The organism is Nonomuraea antimicrobica (assembly GCF_039536965.1).
Lineage (GTDB): Bacteria > Actinomycetota > Actinomycetes > Streptosporangiales > Streptosporangiaceae > Nonomuraea > Nonomuraea antimicrobica.
In genome coordinates this window covers 90,398-106,378 of sequence record NZ_BAAAZP010000187.1, presented here as the reverse complement: position 1 = coordinate 106,378, position 15,981 = coordinate 90,398, and the positions used below count along the sequence as shown (strand labels likewise).

13 protein-coding genes are annotated in these 15,981 nt (G+C 71.4%); 7 read left to right on the top strand and 6 right to left on the bottom strand.

Going from position 1 to position 15,981, the window contains the following annotated elements; genetic code table 11:
* Positions 1 to 149: 149 nt before the first annotated feature.
* Together ABD844_RS42450 and ABD844_RS42445 are read right to left on the bottom strand one after the other, a co-directional pair.
* Positions 150 to 773, bottom strand: a complete 624-nt coding sequence (locus ABD844_RS42450) for an MOSC domain-containing protein (RefSeq protein ID WP_344891872.1) — start codon at positions 771 to 773, stop codon at positions 150 to 152.
* 116 nt (positions 774 to 889) lie between these two features.
* Complete coding sequence (locus ABD844_RS42445; RefSeq protein WP_344891869.1) at positions 890 to 1,132, bottom strand: hypothetical protein; 243 nt, start codon at positions 1,130 to 1,132, stop codon at positions 890 to 892.
* Positions 1,133 to 1,513: 381 nt separating this feature from the next.
* Between ABD844_RS42445 and ABD844_RS42440 the strand changes: the two genes are divergently transcribed.
* On the top strand, positions 1,514 to 2,104 hold the full coding sequence (locus ABD844_RS42440) for a dihydrofolate reductase family protein (RefSeq protein WP_344891866.1): 591 nt from the start codon (positions 1,514 to 1,516) through the stop codon (positions 2,102 to 2,104).
* A gap of 15 nt (positions 2,105 to 2,119) precedes the next feature.
* Here the strand turns inward: ABD844_RS42440 and ABD844_RS42435 are convergent, their stop codons facing one another.
* Together ABD844_RS42435 and lepA are read right to left on the bottom strand one after the other, a co-directional pair.
* On the bottom strand, positions 2,120 to 2,611 hold the full coding sequence (locus tag ABD844_RS42435; RefSeq protein WP_344891863.1) for a GNAT family N-acetyltransferase: 492 nt from the start codon (positions 2,609 to 2,611) through the stop codon (positions 2,120 to 2,122).
* A 120-nt stretch (positions 2,612 to 2,731) separates the two neighbouring features.
* Positions 2,732 to 4,603 carry a translation elongation factor 4 gene (gene lepA / locus ABD844_RS42430; RefSeq protein ID WP_344891860.1) on the bottom strand — a complete coding sequence of 624 codons (1,872 nt, stop codon included), beginning with the start codon at positions 4,601 to 4,603 and terminating at the stop codon, positions 2,732 to 2,734.
* Positions 4,604 to 4,617: 14 nt separating this feature from the next.
* Between lepA and ABD844_RS42425 the strand changes: the two genes are divergently transcribed.
* From ABD844_RS42425 to ABD844_RS42400, 6 genes are all read left to right on the top strand, one after another.
* Positions 4,618 to 5,604, top strand: coding sequence for a glycoside hydrolase family 18 protein (locus tag ABD844_RS42425; protein ID WP_344891858.1), 987 nt, complete (start codon positions 4,618 to 4,620; stop codon positions 5,602 to 5,604).
* 107 nt (positions 5,605 to 5,711) lie between these two features.
* A complete protein-coding gene (gene rpsT / locus ABD844_RS42420) occupies positions 5,712 to 5,984 on the top strand; it encodes a 30S ribosomal protein S20 (protein ID WP_344891855.1) in 273 nt (90 codons plus the stop codon).
* Positions 5,985 to 6,197: 213 nt separating this feature from the next.
* Positions 6,198 to 9,266 (top strand): ABC transporter permease, encoded by a 3,069-nt coding sequence (locus tag ABD844_RS42415; protein ID WP_344891852.1) that lies wholly within the window; start codon positions 6,198 to 6,200, stop codon positions 9,264 to 9,266.
* Positions 9,263 to 11,854 carry an FtsX-like permease family protein gene (locus tag ABD844_RS42410; RefSeq protein WP_344891849.1) on the top strand — a complete coding sequence of 864 codons (2,592 nt, stop codon included), beginning with the start codon at positions 9,263 to 9,265 and terminating at the stop codon, positions 11,852 to 11,854. Before ABD844_RS42415 ends, ABD844_RS42410 begins: the two co-directional genes overlap by 4 nt.
* Positions 11,851 to 12,795: an ABC transporter ATP-binding protein gene (locus ABD844_RS42405; RefSeq protein WP_344891846.1), complete on the top strand. Its 945-nt coding sequence runs from the start codon at positions 11,851 to 11,853 to the stop codon at positions 12,793 to 12,795. Before ABD844_RS42410 ends, ABD844_RS42405 begins: the two co-directional genes overlap by 4 nt.
* Before the next feature lie 111 nt (positions 12,796 to 12,906).
* Positions 12,907 to 13,599 (top strand): ABC transporter ATP-binding protein, encoded by a 693-nt coding sequence (locus tag ABD844_RS42400; protein WP_344891843.1) that lies wholly within the window; start codon positions 12,907 to 12,909, stop codon positions 13,597 to 13,599.
* Between the two features lie 195 nt (positions 13,600 to 13,794).
* Here the strand turns inward: ABD844_RS42400 and holA are convergent, their stop codons facing one another.
* Both holA and ABD844_RS42390 read right to left on the bottom strand, forming a co-directional pair.
* Positions 13,795 to 14,766, bottom strand: a complete 972-nt coding sequence (gene holA / locus ABD844_RS42395; RefSeq protein WP_344891840.1) for a DNA polymerase III subunit delta — start codon at positions 14,764 to 14,766, stop codon at positions 13,795 to 13,797.
* 237 nt (positions 14,767 to 15,003) lie between these two features.
* Complete coding sequence (locus tag ABD844_RS42390) at positions 15,004 to 15,933, bottom strand: zinc-binding dehydrogenase (protein ID WP_344891837.1); 930 nt, start codon at positions 15,931 to 15,933, stop codon at positions 15,004 to 15,006.
* Between the last annotated feature and the right edge of the window lie 48 nt (positions 15,934 to 15,981).

The following is a 15,981-nucleotide window of genomic DNA, read 5'->3' as shown; positions in this document are numbered from 1 at the left end:
ACGGAAACTCCCGCGGCTGAGCACAGGGGCCGGCGACCACGCACCACGACGGGCGAACCGCCGGCCCCACCACCGTGATCCGGGAACGTCAGCGCCGGCCCCACCACCGTGACCTGGGAACGTCAGCGCCGCCCCGGGAAACGGACCGCTCAGCCGAGGGTGCGTTCGGCCATCTCGTCCCACTTGGGGTCGTGCCCTGGGACGGCCAGGATGCGGCGCAGGGCGGCTTCGTCGCCGTGCCGGGCGCGGAACCAGTCGGCCACGCTCACCCCGGTCTCGGGCCGGGCGACGACCTCTACCTCGTCGCCCGCACCCAGCGCGCCCAGCTCAACGACCTTCAGATAGGCCCCAGGCCGCGCCGCCGCCGTGAACCGCTTGAGCCAGCCGGACTCGTTCATCCAGTTGCGGAACACCACGCAGGGTGTCCGCGGCCCGGTGACCTCCAGCAGGGTGCTGCCCACCCGCCACCGCTCGCCGACCAGGGCGCCGTTGACGTCGACCCCAGAGGTCGTGAGGTTTTCCCCGAACCGCCCGGCCCGCAGCTCCCTCCCCAGCTCACGCTCCCACCAGTCGTAGTCTTCCCTGGCGTAGGAGTAGACGGCGTGATCGGGCGAGCCGTGGTTGGCCGTGTCGGCCCGCTCGTCTCCGGCCAGCCCGTTGGGCCGCACCTCGATCCGGTGCTCGACCGCCCGCTTGTCGATGGCCGTACGCCCCTGCTTTCCCGCCCATCCGGCATCGACCGACCTGCCCACGTTCACGGAAAGAATGCGCATATCTGGAACGTATCCGAGCCCCCCTCGACCTGCACCTTCAATTCCGCTCGCCCAGGGCGCGGCCCCACCCGGGGACCTGGCCCCGGCCGTCGCGCACGCCTGCCGCCACGGCCTGGTCAACCCCGGTTGAGCTGCGACTCCTCGTCGAAGCCCGCGAGCTGTAACAACGCCTCCAGCGCCGCCTGCCTGGTCTCCTCCACCGACCCGCCACGCTCGCAGAAGCACTCGGCCGCCACGTCGAGCACCGCCGTCACCACGGCCGCGTCGGGATAGGGCACGTCGACGAGGACGGTGCCGTCGTCGCCCTGCCCTCCCTCGCCCAGGTGCCGCCTCAGCAGCCGCCGCGTCTCCTCAGCCACAGCGACCCCCAGAACGGCGGCACGCTCGAATCGCTCAGAAGCACTCACGTCACCCTCCAGTCGCACAAGTGTTCGGGTGACCCAAGGTAGCCGGTGCCACCGACAGAATCCCTTGCGCCATCGGGGATCCCGGCATCCACCACGCCACGACGGCGACGCCGACGGACCGATCCCGAGCGTGTCGCCGACTCGGGATCAAGTGGCCCAATGCCCGGTCGATGTCCTTGCCCGGCCCTACTCGATGGCCGAGGGTATGTCGCGCGAGAAGATCGGCCCACCCTGCCGGGACAAACCTGCAGCCGAAGAGACAGCCGCCGTCCGATCCGGGCATCGGCTCCGACGTCTCAGGCGGCTCGGCTCTTGAGAAGGGAACCACACACCATGAGCAAGGTGATCGCGAACGCGACGGTCTCGCTGGACGGCTTCATCGCCGACGAGTCGGACCGGGTGGGTCCGCTCTTCGACTGGTACGGCAACGGGGACGTCCCGTTCAACGGCGGCGATCCCGAGCGCGTCTTCCACGTCTCGGCCGCGAGCGCCGCGTACATGGAGAAGACCTGGTCGCGGATCGGCACGGCGGTGATCGGCCGTCGCCTGTTCGACCTCACCAACGGCTGGAACGGCCGTCCCGCGGCCGGCGAGGCCGTCTTCGTGGTGACCCATGAAGCGCCGGCGGACTGGCCGTTCCCCGACGCGCCGTTCACGTTCGTATCGGACGGTCTGGCGAGTGCGATCGCCCGGGCCAGGGCCGCCGCCGGCGACAAGGACGTGTCGCTGACCGGCGGTGACCTGCTGGGCCAGGCCCTGGCCGCCGGGCTGGTGGATGAGCTGCAGGTGGATCTGGCCCCGGTGGTGTTCGGCAAGGGGATCCGGTTCTTCGGCGGCCACGACGGCCCGCCCGTGCTCCTCGGCGACCCGGAGGTCGTCCAGGGCGACCGGGTCACGCATCTGCGCTACGACGTCCTGCGGTAGCGGCCGCGGCCCGGCTCAGGCGACGTACACGTCGCTCGGCTCGCCTCCGTACGGGATCGTACGGTCCTTGCGCATCCCCGCCCGCTCGGCGACCTTGCGCGACGGCAGGTTGACGTCCCGGATGACCGCCACGACGGTGCCTAGTCGCCCGCCGACGCGCAGGGCGGCCCGGACGAGTTCGAGGGCGTACCCGTGTCCCCAGGCCGACGGGCGGAAGCGGTAGTAGAGGTTGAGCACCTCGTTCCCATCGACGACGGCGCGGCGCAGCCCGCCGAAGCCGATCACCTCCGGCCGCCCGGGCAGCCGGGCCGCCCAGTAGCCGATGCCGCGTTCCTCCCAGTCGGCCAGCCACAGGTCTAGCATCGCGCGGCACGACTCCACGTCGACGACGGGGCCGCCGGGGTGGTAGACGCTCGTACGGGGGTCGGAATGGATCTCATGGACGGCGTCCAGATCATCGAGAGTGACCCGAGATAGCACCATTCGTGCCGTCTGCACCACTTCCATAGCTTCAGGGTATTCGCCGAAGTAGACCGGCGACCCGCCACAGCGCACGCCCCCGCGAAGGGGACGCGCGACGTAATGCCGGGGGCACGAAACCCCCACGAACCAGGAAAGCGGCGGCGGCTACTTCTTGGCCTTGTCGACGCTGGAGTCGGTGGACAGCGCGGCGACGAAGGCCTCCTGCGGCACCTCGACCCGGCCGACCATCTTCATCCGCTTCTTGCCTTCCTTCTGCTTCTCCAGCAGCTTCCGCTTACGGGAGATGTCACCGCCGTAGCACTTGGCCAGCACGTCCTTGCGGATGGCGCGGATGTTCTCGCGGGCGATGACCCGGGCCCCGATGGCGGCCTGGATCGGCACCTCGAACTGCTGCCTGGGGATCAGCTCGCGCAGCTTCTTCGCCATGTCGACGCCGTAGCCGTAGGCCTTGTCCTTGTGCACGATGGCGCTGAAGGCGTCGACCGGCTCGCCCTGCAGCAGGATGTCGACCTTCACCAGGTCGGCCTCCTGCTCGCCGGCCGGCTCGTAGTCGAGCGAGGCGTAGCCGCGCGTACGCGACTTGAGCTGGTCGAAGAAGTCGAAGATGATCTCGCCGAGCGGCAGCGTGTAGCGGATCTCGACCCGGTCTTCCGACAGGTAGTCCATGCCGAGGAGCTGGCCGCGCCGCCCCTGGCAGATCTCCATGATCGCGCCGATGAACTCGGACGGCGCCAGGATCGTGGACTTGGTGACCGGCTCGAAGACCTGCGCGATCTTGCCGCCCGTGGGGAACTCGGACGGGTTGGTGACCGTGAGCTCCTTGTCGTCCTCCATGACCACGCGGTAGACCACGTTGGGCGCCGTGGAGATCAGCGACAGGCCGAACTCCCGCTCCAGCCGCTCGCGCACGATCTCCATGTGCAGCAGCCCGAGGAAGCCGACCCGGAAGCCGAACCCGAGCGCCGCCGAGGTCTCCGGCTCGTAGACCAGCGCGGCGTCGTTGAGCTGGAGCTTGTCGAGCGCCTCGCGCAGCTCGGGGTATTCGTCGCCGTCGATCGGGTAGAGCCCGGAGAACACCATCGGCTTGGGGTGCTCGTAGCCCGCCAGCATCTCGCCCGCGGGCTTGACCGCCGAGGTGACGGTGTCACCCACCCGCGACTGCCGCACGTCTTTCACGCCGGTGATGAGGTAGCCCACCTCGCCGACACCGAGCCCGCGCTCGGCGGGCTCGGGCTCGGGCGAGATGACGCCGATCTCCAGCGTCTCGTGGGTGGCGCTGGTGGACATCATCAGGATGCGCTCGCGCTTGCCCAGGTGACCGTCGATGACCCGGACGTAGGTCACCACGCCGCGGTAGGTGTCGTAGACCGAGTCGAAGATCAGCGCACGGGCGGCCGTGTCGGCGTTGCCGACCGGCGCGGGCACCACCTCGACCACGTGGTCGAGCAGCTCGCGTACGCCCTCGCCGGTCTTGCCCGACACCCTGAGCACGTCGGACGGGTCGCAGCCGATCAGCCCCGCCAGCTCCTCGGCGAACTTCTCCGGCTGCGCCGCCGGCAGGTCGATCTTGTTGAGGACGGGGATGATGTGCAGGTCGGCGTTCATGGCCAGGTAGAGGTTGGCCAGCGTCTGCGCCTCGATGCCCTGGGCGGCGTCGACCAGCAGGATCGCGCCCTCGCACGCCTGCAGCGACCGCGACACCTCGTAGGTGAAGTCGACGTGCCCGGGAGTGTCGATCATGTTGAGCACGTGACCGTCCCACGGCAGCCGCACGGCCTGCGACTTGATCGTGATGCCCCGTTCGCGCTCGATGTCCATCCTGTCGAGGTATTGGGCCCGCATGGAACGGTCGTCGACCACGCCGGTGATCTGGAGCATCCGGTCGGCAAGGGTCGACTTGCCATGGTCGATGTGCGCGATGATGCAGAAGTTGCGGATCAACGCGGGGTCGGTCTGGCCAGGCTGAGTGCGCACCGAAGTCCGTTTCGACAGGGTTGAGGTCAAGCAGTCTTTCATGGTGACATGCCCGGGTGATTGTCCGAACCGTCATCCGCCGCAGCCTGCGCCTGCTCGCGCTTGCCTTGGCCATCGTGGTGGCGCTGGCCGGCCTCGTCGCCGTCGCGCTCCGCCTTCAGTTTACCGGTGCCCCGGCCGCCTGGGCGAAGAGCACCGGCAACGACGCTCTGTGGATGGGGCACATGTGGGTGGACGGCCGCCGTACGGAGGAGGACGTGGAGCAACTGGCGACGCGCCTGCGCGCCACGGGCGTGAAGGACGTGTACGTCCACTCCGGCCCCTTCGAGTGGGACGGCCGCCTGGACCCCGCCAAATACCCCAACGCCGGAAATTTCATCCAATGGATGCGCAAGCACCTCCCCGGCGTCCGCGTCTCCGCCTGGCTCGGCCAGACCGTCAAGAACGGCCTCGACCTCGACGACCCGAAGTCCCGCGAGAACGTCCTGGCCGGCGTCGCCGCCATCATGCGGCAGGGCTACGACGGCATCCACTACAACTTCGAGCCGATCGGCGACGGTGACGCCGAGTTCCTCGACCTCCTCGACCGGACCAGGCAGCACACGCGGCTCCTGTCCACCTCCACCCCGCAGATCGAGCCGTACGCCGGCATGCGCCTGTCCGCCAGGGCCGTGCTGGGCCACGACAAGTACTGGTCGGAGGGCTACTTCCGGCAGGTCGTGGACCGCGTCGACCAGGTGGCCATCATGACCTACGACTCCTTCCTCCCCTTGCAGACCCTGTACGGCGGACACGTGGCCCGCCAGGCCGCCCTGGCACTCGACCTGGTCCCCGACGCCAAGTCCCTCTACATGGGCGCCCCCGCCTACCACGACCACGGCGTGCCGTGGGCCGACCAGGCCGAGAGCGTCGCCACGGCCGCCGAGGGCGTTCGCCTGGCGCTGTCGGAGCACGGCCGCCGCGAACGCTTCGGTCTGGCCCTCTATGTGGACTTCGCCGCCACCGAGGAAGATTGGCAGGAGTACATGACACGATGGCGTTGATTTGAGCAGCCGCCTCGGTTATTGGTACCCTGAGCAACTGCGTGTGGCGCGCCCTCTCTCGAGCCGCGCGCCCCGTCCATCACTTCAGACTTCACCGAGGCTTCTTCGTGGCGAACATCAAGTCCCAGATCAAGCGCAACAAGCAGAACGAGAAGGCTCGTCTGCGCAACAAGGCAGTCAAGTCCTCGCTGAAGACGGCTGTCCGCAAGTTCCGTGAGGCCGCCGAGCAGGGCGACGCCGAGCAGGCCGTGGCCCTGCAGCGGGCCGCCGCCCGTCAGCTCGACAAGGCCGTCAGCAAGGGCGTCATCCACAAGAACCAGGCCGCCAACCGCAAGTCCTCGATCGCCAAGCAGGCCGCGGCCCTCGCAGCCGCCAAGTAGGCACCGCGAGCAGGCGCCCCGAGTAGGCGCCGCCGGGCACGTCGGTTTTGCGACGCCGCACCTCACGAGGGTGCGGCGTTCTGGCTTTCTGTGGCCCCTTTTGTCACGGTTTCGATATCACACCGCCATATCGGGTCCGTCACCGTTGAAAAGATCCCTTGCCCCCGCTCACGCACCTGCCCGAGGGTGCACTAAACGGGCGAGGGGGGACTCATGCGGGGGCCGTTGGTCGTCAAGAGGGCGTTCAGCGAGCCGCTGCTCCTCCTGGCCGCGTTCGGCTCGATCCTGCTCGCCACCACCACGCTGGTGGCGCTGACCATGTACGCCTCCTCCATCGCCGAGGCCGGAGTCCGCCGCACGATGGAGACGGCCTCGTACCGGCAGACCGCCGCCACCGTCAGCGCACCCGTGACGGCCGAGACGTTCCCCGTGTACGACCGGGCCGTACGCGCCGAGTTCGGCCGGGCCTACACCCAGCCGCCCGCGATCACCACGAGCCTGCGCTCCGACTCCTACACCATGCCGGGCCAGGAGGACCGGGAGCTGCCCGAGCTGCTCAGGTTCGGCAGCTACGACGGGCTCGACCGGCAGGCCAGGCTCGTCTCCGGCACCTGGCCGCGGCCCGGCGACGAGCCGGTCCAGGTGGCGATCTCGCTGTCGGCGGCGTCGGCGACCGGGTTCGAGGTGGGCCGGGAGTTCACCACCACGGGCCGGCTGGACCCCCGCCCGGTCAAGGTGCGCGTGACCGGCGTCTTCCAGCTCAACGACCCGTTCGGCGAGCGCTGGGCCGGCGAGCAGTTGCTCAGCCGCGGGGTCGAGCGGGGCGACTTCACCACGTACGGGCCGCTCATGGTGGCGCGCGAGACGTTCGTCGCCCGGTTCGCCACCAGCGTCAACGCGACCTGGACCGCCGTCCCCGACCTGCGCACGCTCACGCCCGAGCGGTTACGGCCGCTGGCCGGCGCGATCGCGCAGGTGGGGCCGCGGCTGAAGGAGGGCGGCTGCCCGAGCTGCGTGGCCGCCAGTCACCTGCCCGAGATGCTCACCCAGCTCGACACCGCCTCGCTGGTGGCGCGCTCCACGATGCTGATCCCGGTGCTGCAACTGCTGTTGCTGGCCGCGTACGCGCTGATGCTCACCGCGCGGCTGCTGGCCGACCACCGGCGCATGGAGGTGGCGCTGCTGCGCTCGCGCGGCGCGGGCACCGCGCGGCTGGCGGCGTTGGCGGGCGGTGAGGCGCTGCTGGTGGCGCTCCCGTGCGCGGTCGTCGCGCCGTTCCTGGGGCCGCCGCTGCTCGCGCTGGTGAACCTGCTGCCGTGGATCAGGTCCTCCGGGGTGCGGCTGGCGCCGGCGGCGGACGCGGGGACGTTCCTGGTGTCGTTCGGGGTGGCGGCGGCCTCGGCCGTGCTGCTGGTGCTGCCCGCGCTGGCCGGGGCGCGGCGTACGTACGTGGAGGAGCAGTCGGCGCGCGGGCGCGGCGGCGGGCGCGGGCTGATCGAACGCGCGGGCGCCGACCTCGCGCTGCTGGTCGTGGCCGGGCTGGCGATCTGGCAGCTCCAGCGCTACGGCGCTCCCGTGACCGCGACGGCCGCGGGCGGCCTGGGCATCGACCCGCTGATCGTCTCCGGCCCAGCGCTGGCCCTGCTCACCGGCGGCATGCTAGGGCTCCGGCTGGTGCCGCGCGTGTCGCGGCTGGCCGAGCGGCTGACCTCGAAACGCCCCACGCTCGCCCCCGCGCTCGGCGCGTGGCAGGTCAGCAGGCGCCCACTCAAGTACGCCGGCCCCGCGCTGCTGCTCACCATGGCGATTGCGATCGGCATCGTGTCCCTGGCCACCGCCGCCACCTGGCGTACCTCGCAGCTCGACCAGGCCCGCCACCAGGTGGGCGCCGACCTGCGGCTGTCGGGGCCGTCCGACGGGCCGGAGCTGGGCGCGCTCGGCCGCGGAACGGCGTTCGCCGCGCTGCCCGGCGTCACCGCGGCGGCACCGGGCTTTCGCGGGCAGACCGACGTGAGCGGGGAGAACGCGCTGCTGCTCGCGCTCGACGCGGACCGGCTCGCCGAGCTGTTCCACCTGCGTCCCGACCTGTCGGCGCAGCCGGTCGAGGAGCTGTCGCGCGCGCTCTCCGGCGACCGGGCGACCGCGTTGGACCTGCCAGGACGTCCGCTGAAGCTGACCCTGCGCGCCGAGGTGAGCACGGACCTGCCGCTGCGGCTGGTGTTGTCCGACGGGCTCGGCGTCTGGCGCGACGTGTCGCTCGGGGTGCTGCGGCCCGGCGCGAACCAGGTCGACGTCGACCTGCGGGCGCTGGCGGGCCGGAGCGGGGCGATCACGTACCCGGTGTCGCTGCTCGGCCTGGTCGCGGGCGCCCCGGAGGGCGCCCCGAAGAGCGCTGCGGAGCTGAAGGTGACCGGCGTGAGCGCCGACGGCCACGACGTACGCGTGCCCGCGCTCTCGATGAGCGTGACCCGAGCGGCGGCGGCGCCGTTCGTCCGTCGCCCGGAGCAGCCGGGGCCCATGCCCGTCGTGCTCACGGCCGACCTCGCCGCCTCGCTCAAGCTGAGCGTCGGCCAGGTCGGGCGGGCGAGCATCGACCGCAGGGTGATGCCGATCAAGGTCGTGGGCGTCGTGGAGACGATGCCGACGACCGCGGCCGGGCAGATGGCCGTGCTCGCCGACTGGGAGACGATGCAGACCCACGAGCTGGCCGCGGCGCAGTTGCCCAGGCCCGCCACGGAGTGGTGGCTGGCCGCCGCCGACACCTCGGCCGCCGCGGCGGCGCTCAAGGGCCACCCCGAGTGGGACGCCACCGCGCTCGACCAGCGTGAGCTGGCCGCCTCCCTCCGGGACGACCCGCTGGCCAGCGGGCTGCAGGGGGCGCTGATCCTGGGGTTCCTGGCCGCGCTGGTGTTCGCGGCGCTCGGGTTCCTGGTCAACGCGGCCGTCGCCGCTCGGGAGCGGACGGCCGAGTTCGCGATCCTGCGGGCGCTCGGGGTGAGCTCCCGGCAGATGTTCGGGATGCTGGCCATGGAGCAGGCGTTCGTGGTCGGGCTGTCGCTGGTGGCCGGCACCGGGCTGGCCGTGGTCGTCGGCGTGCTGGTGGTGCCGCACATCGTGCTGACCGGCCAGGCCGCCGCCGTGACGCCCGGCGTGCTGCTCGACCTCCCATGGGCGGCGACCGGGCTGATGCTGGCGCTGGTGGCCGGGGTGCTGTTCGCGATCATCGCCGGGCTGGCGCGCAACCTGCGCAGGCAAGGGCACGGCCTTCGGGAGGAACAGTGAGGATCTGGCTGCTCGCCCGGGTGCACCTGGGCCCGGTGGCCGTGCTCTTCGTCCTGACGCTGAGCGCCTGCCTGCTGGTCGCGGGCCTGCCCAGGGCGACGCAGGCCGCGTACGACGAGGCGCTGCGCCGCGCGCTGAGCGCCACCCCGGCCGTGCAGGCCGACCTGACCGTGGCCGTGGAGTCGCGTTCGCCGGAGGAGGACCTGCACGAACGCGCCCAGTTCGACTCCCGCGACCGCCTCTGGCGCGAGATCCTGCCCGGCGAACTCCGTCCGCTGGTGACCGGCGCCGGTCACATGAGCGCCAAGACCACGCTCACGCCGATCACCGGGACCGGCGGCAAGTCGTACCTCAACCTCGGCTGGCTGTCCGACGGCGAGCGGCGGGTGGACTGGGTACGGGGACGCGCCCCCGGCGCGCCCGCCACCATGCGGTACGAAGGCAAGACGATCCCCGTGTTCGAGGTCGGGATCGTCGAGGAGGCCCTGCGGGAGATGGGCCTGGGGGTGGGCCAGACGAAGATGGTCGGCGAGCACGACTACGCCGCCGTCACGATCGTCGGCGCCTACCGGGCCAAGGATCCCGGCGACCGCTACTGGTCGCACAACGCCGACCTCCTGCACGTCTCCAAGATCCAGCCGCCCGGCGGGCTGGACTTCGAGAAGCACATCACCGCCCTGACGTCCGACGCCGGGCTGACCGTGCTCAGCGGAGAGGGGCGCAACCTGACCTACCGCTGGGTGCTGCCGATCGCCACCGGGGCCGCGAACGCGCTGGACGTGCCGGGCCTGCGGGCCGCGGTCGCCGAGTTCGACCGGGTGGTGGCGCTGCAGTCCAACGGCACGGCCAGCCCCTACCACGTCGAGACCGGGCTGCCCAAGGTGCTGGGCGACTTCCTGGCCGCGCTGTCCACCGCGCAGACCGTCATGTACCTGGTGCTCGGCGGCCTGCTGGCGGTGGCGCTCGGCGTGATCGTGCTGGCCGTGCAGCTCCTCGCCGACCGGCTGGACCACGCCCTGACGCTCGCGCGGGCGCGTGGCGGCTCGTTGCGGCAGGTGGCGGGGGCCGCGGCGGCGCTGACCGGGCTCGCGGTGGTGCCGGGGGCGCTGGCCGGGTACGCGCTGTCGTACCTCGTGCCCGGCCCCGTGCTGCCCGTCGTGCACGTGGGGCCGGTGATCGTGGTGCTCGCGGCCGTCGGGTTCGCCGCCGTCCGGCTGGCTCTCGCGCACCGCAGGCCGCTGCACGAGCGGCGCGACGACGTGGCCGCCGCCCGGCCCTCCGCCAAGCGGGTCACGCTGGAGGTGCTGGTCGTGGTGCTCGCGCTGGTGGGGGCCTACCTGCTGCGGGCCCGCGGGCTGAGCGCCTCGGCAGGGCAGGACCCGTTCCTGCTGGTGGTGCCGGTCGCCCTGACCGCCGCGGCGGCGCTGATCACGCTGCGCTGCTATCCGTACCCGCTGCGCCTGTTCGTACGGGTGGCCGCGCGCGGCCGGGCGGCCGTGGCGTTCCTGGGGCTGACCAGGGCGGCCAGGGCGCGTTCCGCCAGCGTGCTGCCGGTGCTGATCCTGCTGCCCGCGCTGGCCGTCTCGGTGTTCGCGGCGGTGATCTCCGACGGGATCGCGGGCACCCAGCGGCTGGCGTCCTGGCAGCAGGTGGGGGCGCCGATCCGGATGATCTCCGACATCGAGATCCCGGCCACCGCGATCGAGCAGGTGCGCAGGACGCCCGGGGTGGCGCAGGTGGTGCCCGCCCAGACCGGCCGGGTCCAGGTCGGGTACGGCGCCGAACGGGCCGAGGCCATCGCCGTGGACGTCGCGCAGTGGCGTTCGATCCTGGGAGACGCCCCCGTCGGCCTGCCCTCGCTGCCCGACGGGGCGCTCGTCTCGCCCGAGCTGCGCGGACGTGGAACGCTCGAGCTCGGCTGGCAGTCGCGGCTCAAGCTGCCCACGCGCGGCGTGATCGACTCGGTGCCCGGCTTCTACGCCACGGGCAAGTTCCTGGTCGTGCCGCTGAGCGTGCAGATCCGTCCGGCCGTGAACACGTTGCTGATCAAGGGGGACGCCTCGGACGCCACGCTCACCGAACTGGCCCGGCTGGTGCCGTCGGCCACCGTCGAGTCGCAGGAGCGGGCCCTGCTCGCCATCCGGGACGACCCGCTGACCGGCACGGTACGTTCGACGCTGGTGGTGGTGACGGTCGCGCTGGCCGCGTACGCGCTGCTGGCCGTGGTGCTGTCGCTGGTCGTCGGGGCCGCGGACCGGGCCAGGGCGGTATCGTTCCTGCGGACGCTGGGCCTGTCGCACCGGCAGGCCCAACGGCTGACCGTGCTGGAGATCCTGCCCATGATCCTCTTCACCGCGCTGGCCGGGCTCGGCCTGGGCCTCGGCCTGCCCGCCGCGCTCGGGCCCGGCGTCGACCTGTCCTCCTACGCCGGCGACCTGCCCGTCGGCGACTACTCGCTCGACCTGTTCCTGCCCAGCGCGCTGACGGCCGGGCTGGCCGCCGTCGCCGTGCTCGGCGCGTACGCGCACACCGCCATCAGCCGCCGTCTCAGCCTCGGCGCCGTCCTTCGAGTGGGGGACCTCACATGAACCCGACCCTGTCAGAGCTGGAAGCCAAGGCCACCGGAAAGAAGGTCGCGTTCGGCGGTGACGCGCACATCGTGTGCGACAACCTCGTACGCATCTACAAGACCGAAGGCGTCGAGGTCGTCGCCCTGCAAGGGCTGGACCTGGTGATCGACGAGGGCGAGCTGGTGGCCATCGTGGGCGCGTCGGGGTCGGGCAAGTCGACGCTGCTCAACGTGCTGTCCGGGCTGGACGTGCCGACGGCGGGGGTGGCCAGGGTGGCGGGCATGGACCTGCTGTCGATGAACGCCCGCGACCGGCTGCGCTACCGGCGCTCCGTGGTCGGGTTCATCTGGCAGCAGACGGCCAGGAACCTGCTGCCGTACCTGACGGCGCGGGAGAACGTCGAGCTGCCGATGAAGCTCGCGGGCGGGCCCTCCGGGGCCTCCCGCGCCCGGTCGCGGCGCGAACGGGCGGACGAACTGCTGGAGCTGCTCGGCGTCGCCTCCTGCGCGAACCGCAAGGCTCCCGAAATGTCGGGCGGGCAGCAGCAGCGCGTGTCCATCGCCGTGGCCCTCGCCAACTCCCCGCAGCTCATCCTCGCCGACGAGCCGACCGGCGAGCTGGACAGCGAGACCTCCGAGCAGGTCTTCGACGCCCTGCGCACGGCCAACAGGGAGCTGGGGGTGACCGTGGTCATCGTGACGCACGACCCGCTGGTGTCGGAGCAGGTGGACCGGACGGTGGGCATCCGCGACGGACGCACCAGCAGCGAGACGCTGCGGCGCGAGGGCGCGGAGGGCCAGATCATCGCCGAGGAGTACGCCGTGCTCGACCGCGTGGGACGCCTCCAGCTTCCCCGCGACTTCATGAACGCCCTCGAGATGGAACGGCGGGTGCGTCTCGAGCTCGAATCCGACCACATCGGCGTATGGCCCGCCCGAGAGGAACCCTCGAATGACTGACGCGCCCCTGGTCGCAGGAGAGAAGGCCCGCATGACCGACGCGCCCTTGATCGTGGTGGAGGAGGCCCCGCATGACTGACGCGCCCCTGGTCGTGGTGGAGGAGGCCCCGCATGACTGACACGCCCCTGGTCGTGGTGGAAGGGCTGCGCAAGGTTTACCGGACCGGGCCCAAGGAGGTCGTGGCGCTGCGGGAGGTGTCCTTCTCGGTGCTCCCCGGCGAGTTGGTCGCCCTCAGGGGCCGGTCGGGCTCGGGCAAGACCACCCTGCTCAACCAGATCGGCGGCCTGGACAAACCGGACGCCGGTCGCGTGGTGGTGGACGGGCACGAGATCACGTCCATGTCGGAGGACGAACTGCTGGCCGTGCGCCGGGACGTCGTCGGGTTCGTCTTCCAGTCGTTCGGGTTGATCCCCGTACTGTCCGCGGCCGAGAACGTGGGGGTGCCGATGCGGCTGCTGCGGGCCCCGGTGGCGGAACGCGAGGCCCGCGTACGGATGCTGCTGGGCCTGGTGGGGCTGGAACAGCACGTGAACCAGCGGCCGTACGAGCTGTCCGGAGGGCAGCGGCAGCGGGTGGCGATCGCCCGCGCCCTGGCGAACCGGCCGCGGCTGCTGGTGGCCGACGAGCCGACCGGGCAACTGGATTCGCAGACCGGGCGGCAGATCATGGAGCTGTTGCGGGCGCTCGTACGCAGTGAGGGGGTTACCGCGCTGGTGGCGACGCACGATCCGAGCTTGATCTCGCTGGCGGACCGCGTCCTGGAGATCACCGACGGCGTCGTACAGGAAGCCGCCCGCACCTGAACACCAGCCCCCCACGAACGTCAGCCCCCGTGAACACCAGCCCTCCGTGCCCAGGCACACCCGGCGCCCGGGCACGCCCACCGCACCGAGAGCCGCAGCTCGTTCATCCGAGCCCGAGCCCGAGCCCGAGCCCGAGTCCGGAACCGGCCGCCCAGCACGCCTTCGGCCCGCGAGGTGGCCCACGCGACGAAGGGTCTACCGTCCCGTACGGCTGGCCACGATGACCTGCACCGTGTGCTCCAACGCGTAGGCCGGGTCGGCTCCCCCGCCTTTGACCTGCTCATCCGCACTGGCCACGGCCTGGATCGCCCTCGACAGCCCTTCAGGACCCCACCCGTTGAGCTGCCGTCTCACCCGATCGACCTTCCACGGCGGCATGCCGACGTGACTGGCCAACTGCCCGCCCCTCAGGTTGCGAGGAGCACTGCCGACCTTCGCCAGCGACCGCAGCCCACCGGCCAGGGCGCTCACCAGCAGCACGGGGGCGACCCCGGTGCCGAGTGCCCACCGCAACTGCTCGAGCGCGTCCGCCAGCCGCCCTTCGACGGCCGAGTCGGCGACGTTGAACCCGGTGACCTCGGCCCGCCCCTTGTGATACCGAGCCACCGCCGCCGCACTGATCGTCTTGTCCTCGGTGTCGAACATCAACTGACTGGACGCGGCGGCCAGCTCACGAAGATCGTTCCCCACGGCGTCGAGCAGAGCCTGTGCGGCGTCCCCGGAGATGTTCCGCCCGGCTCGCTTGAACTCGCCCCTGATGAAGTCGAGCCGCTCTCCCGCCTTGGTGACCTTGTCGACCGTGATCACCTTGGCCCCGGCCTTCTTCACCCCGTCGACCAGCGCCTTGCCCTTCACCCCACCGGGATGCGCCAGGACGATCACCGTGTCGTCGGACGGTTGCCTGGTGTACGCCACGATCTCCGCGATGACGTCCTTGGCCAGGTCTTGCGCTGATCGGATCACCACGACCGACCGGTCACCGAACAGCGACGGCGAGGTGAGCTGCGTCAACTCACCGGACGTGACCTTGCTCCCCACAAGATCATGCACCTCGGATCCCTGGTCGGCGGCCCGCGCCGCCGCCACGACGCCACCCACCGCCCGCTCGGCCAGCAGCTCTTCGTCGCCGACGACCAGGGTCACAGGTGCTGGATCGGTTCCCGCCATGTCAGGCAGCATGCCATGCCCCACCGACAACCGCGTACTCAGCGCTCCTCCGGTCGGCCACGAGCGACGCCGGTGCGCATCCGATCCTGCGCTCGGGCCGGTCCCCCGGCCGCATCAGGTAGAGCTGACCTGCCCGGAGGCGGCTTCTGAGACAGGCAGGGCCGTCAGGTCGGTGCGCCGGCCGCATCACGTGGAGCTGACCTGCTCGGAGGCGGCTCCTGAGACCGGCAGGGGCCGTCAGGTGAGGTCGAGTACCGCCTTGCCGTGCAGGCGGCGTTCGACGAGGGCGCTCACCGCCTCGGACGCGTCGTTCCAGCCGCCGCGCCACGTGATCTGAGGGCTCAGCACACCGTCCGCGACCTGCCGGGCCAGCCAGGTCAGGTCTCGCCCCAGGCCGCCACAGAACACCAGCATGAACGTGACGATCGAGCGATCGTCACGTTCCGGTCCACTGAACATGGCTCCGAACGGGAAGCTCTCGCCGTCACCCGAGGAGTGCCCGACCGCCACCAGCGTGCCACCCTCGCCAAGCTGGTCGAACGCCTCCACGAGTTGCGGCCCGCCCACCATGTCGAGCACGCCGTCGAGCTTGCCGCCGACTTGCGCAGGACCGGACACCACCTCATGGGCGCCCAGAGCGCGCAACGCCTCGCCGTGCTTGGCAGGATCGCCGGTGGAGGCGATCACATGCGCACCGCCGAGTCGGGCGAGTTGGACGGCGTAGCGCCCGACGCCGCCAGTGGCGCCGGTCACGAGGATCCTGCGCCCCAGTATGGGCCCGGTCCTGTGGAGTGCGCGCAGCGCGGTGCCGGCCGCGACCGGGATGGTGCTGATCGCGCCCGGCTCCGCGCCCTCGGGCGCCACACCGATCCAGTCGGTACGCACGGCGCGGAACTCGGCCCAGCCGCCGCTCTCCTCAAGGGTCACGACGGGAGTGCCCACGGCCGGCCCCGACCCGTCCGCCGCCGCCTGGACGACGACTCCGGCGGCGTCCCAGCCGAGCACCGTCCCCTCCTCGGCCGTCTCTATGCCGTGCTTGACCTCGCCGTAGTTGAGCGAGGTGGCCGTGACCCGGACCAGCGCCTGGTTGGCGGCGGGCACGGGCTCGGGCACTTGCCCCACCCGCAGGCCGCCGGGGACGGAACGATCAACGATCAGGGCGCGCATGGCGTGATCCTTTCCTCAGACATTCGCACAAAGTGCCACTCAGGAGCA

Bases quoted from the DNA above. Each gene is read 5' to 3' on its own strand.
- ABD844_RS42450 (WP_344891872.1), bottom strand. From the start codon at position 773: ATGCGCATTCTTTCCGTGAACGTGGGCAGGTCGGTCGATGCCGGATGG.
- ABD844_RS42440 (WP_344891866.1), top strand. From the start codon at position 1,514: ATGAGCAAGGTGATCGCGAACGCGACGGTCTCGCTGGACGGCTTCATC.
- ABD844_RS42435 (WP_344891863.1), bottom strand. From the start codon at position 2,611: ATGGAAGTGGTGCAGACGGCACGAATGGTGCTATCTCGGGTCACTCTC.
- lepA (WP_344891860.1), bottom strand. From the start codon at position 4,603: ATGAAAGACTGCTTGACCTCAACCCTGTCGAAACGGACTTCGGTGCGC.
- ABD844_RS42415 (WP_344891852.1), top strand. From the start codon at position 6,198: ATGCGGGGGCCGTTGGTCGTCAAGAGGGCGTTCAGCGAGCCGCTGCTC.
- ABD844_RS42405 (WP_344891846.1), top strand. From the start codon at position 11,851: ATGAACCCGACCCTGTCAGAGCTGGAAGCCAAGGCCACCGGAAAGAAG.
- ABD844_RS42400 (WP_344891843.1), top strand. From the start codon at position 12,907: ATGACTGACACGCCCCTGGTCGTGGTGGAAGGGCTGCGCAAGGTTTAC.
- holA (WP_344891840.1), bottom strand. From the start codon at position 14,766: ATGGCGGGAACCGATCCAGCACCTGTGACCCTGGTCGTCGGCGACGAA.
- ABD844_RS42390 (WP_344891837.1), bottom strand. From the start codon at position 15,933: ATGCGCGCCCTGATCGTTGATCGTTCCGTCCCCGGCGGCCTGCGGGTG.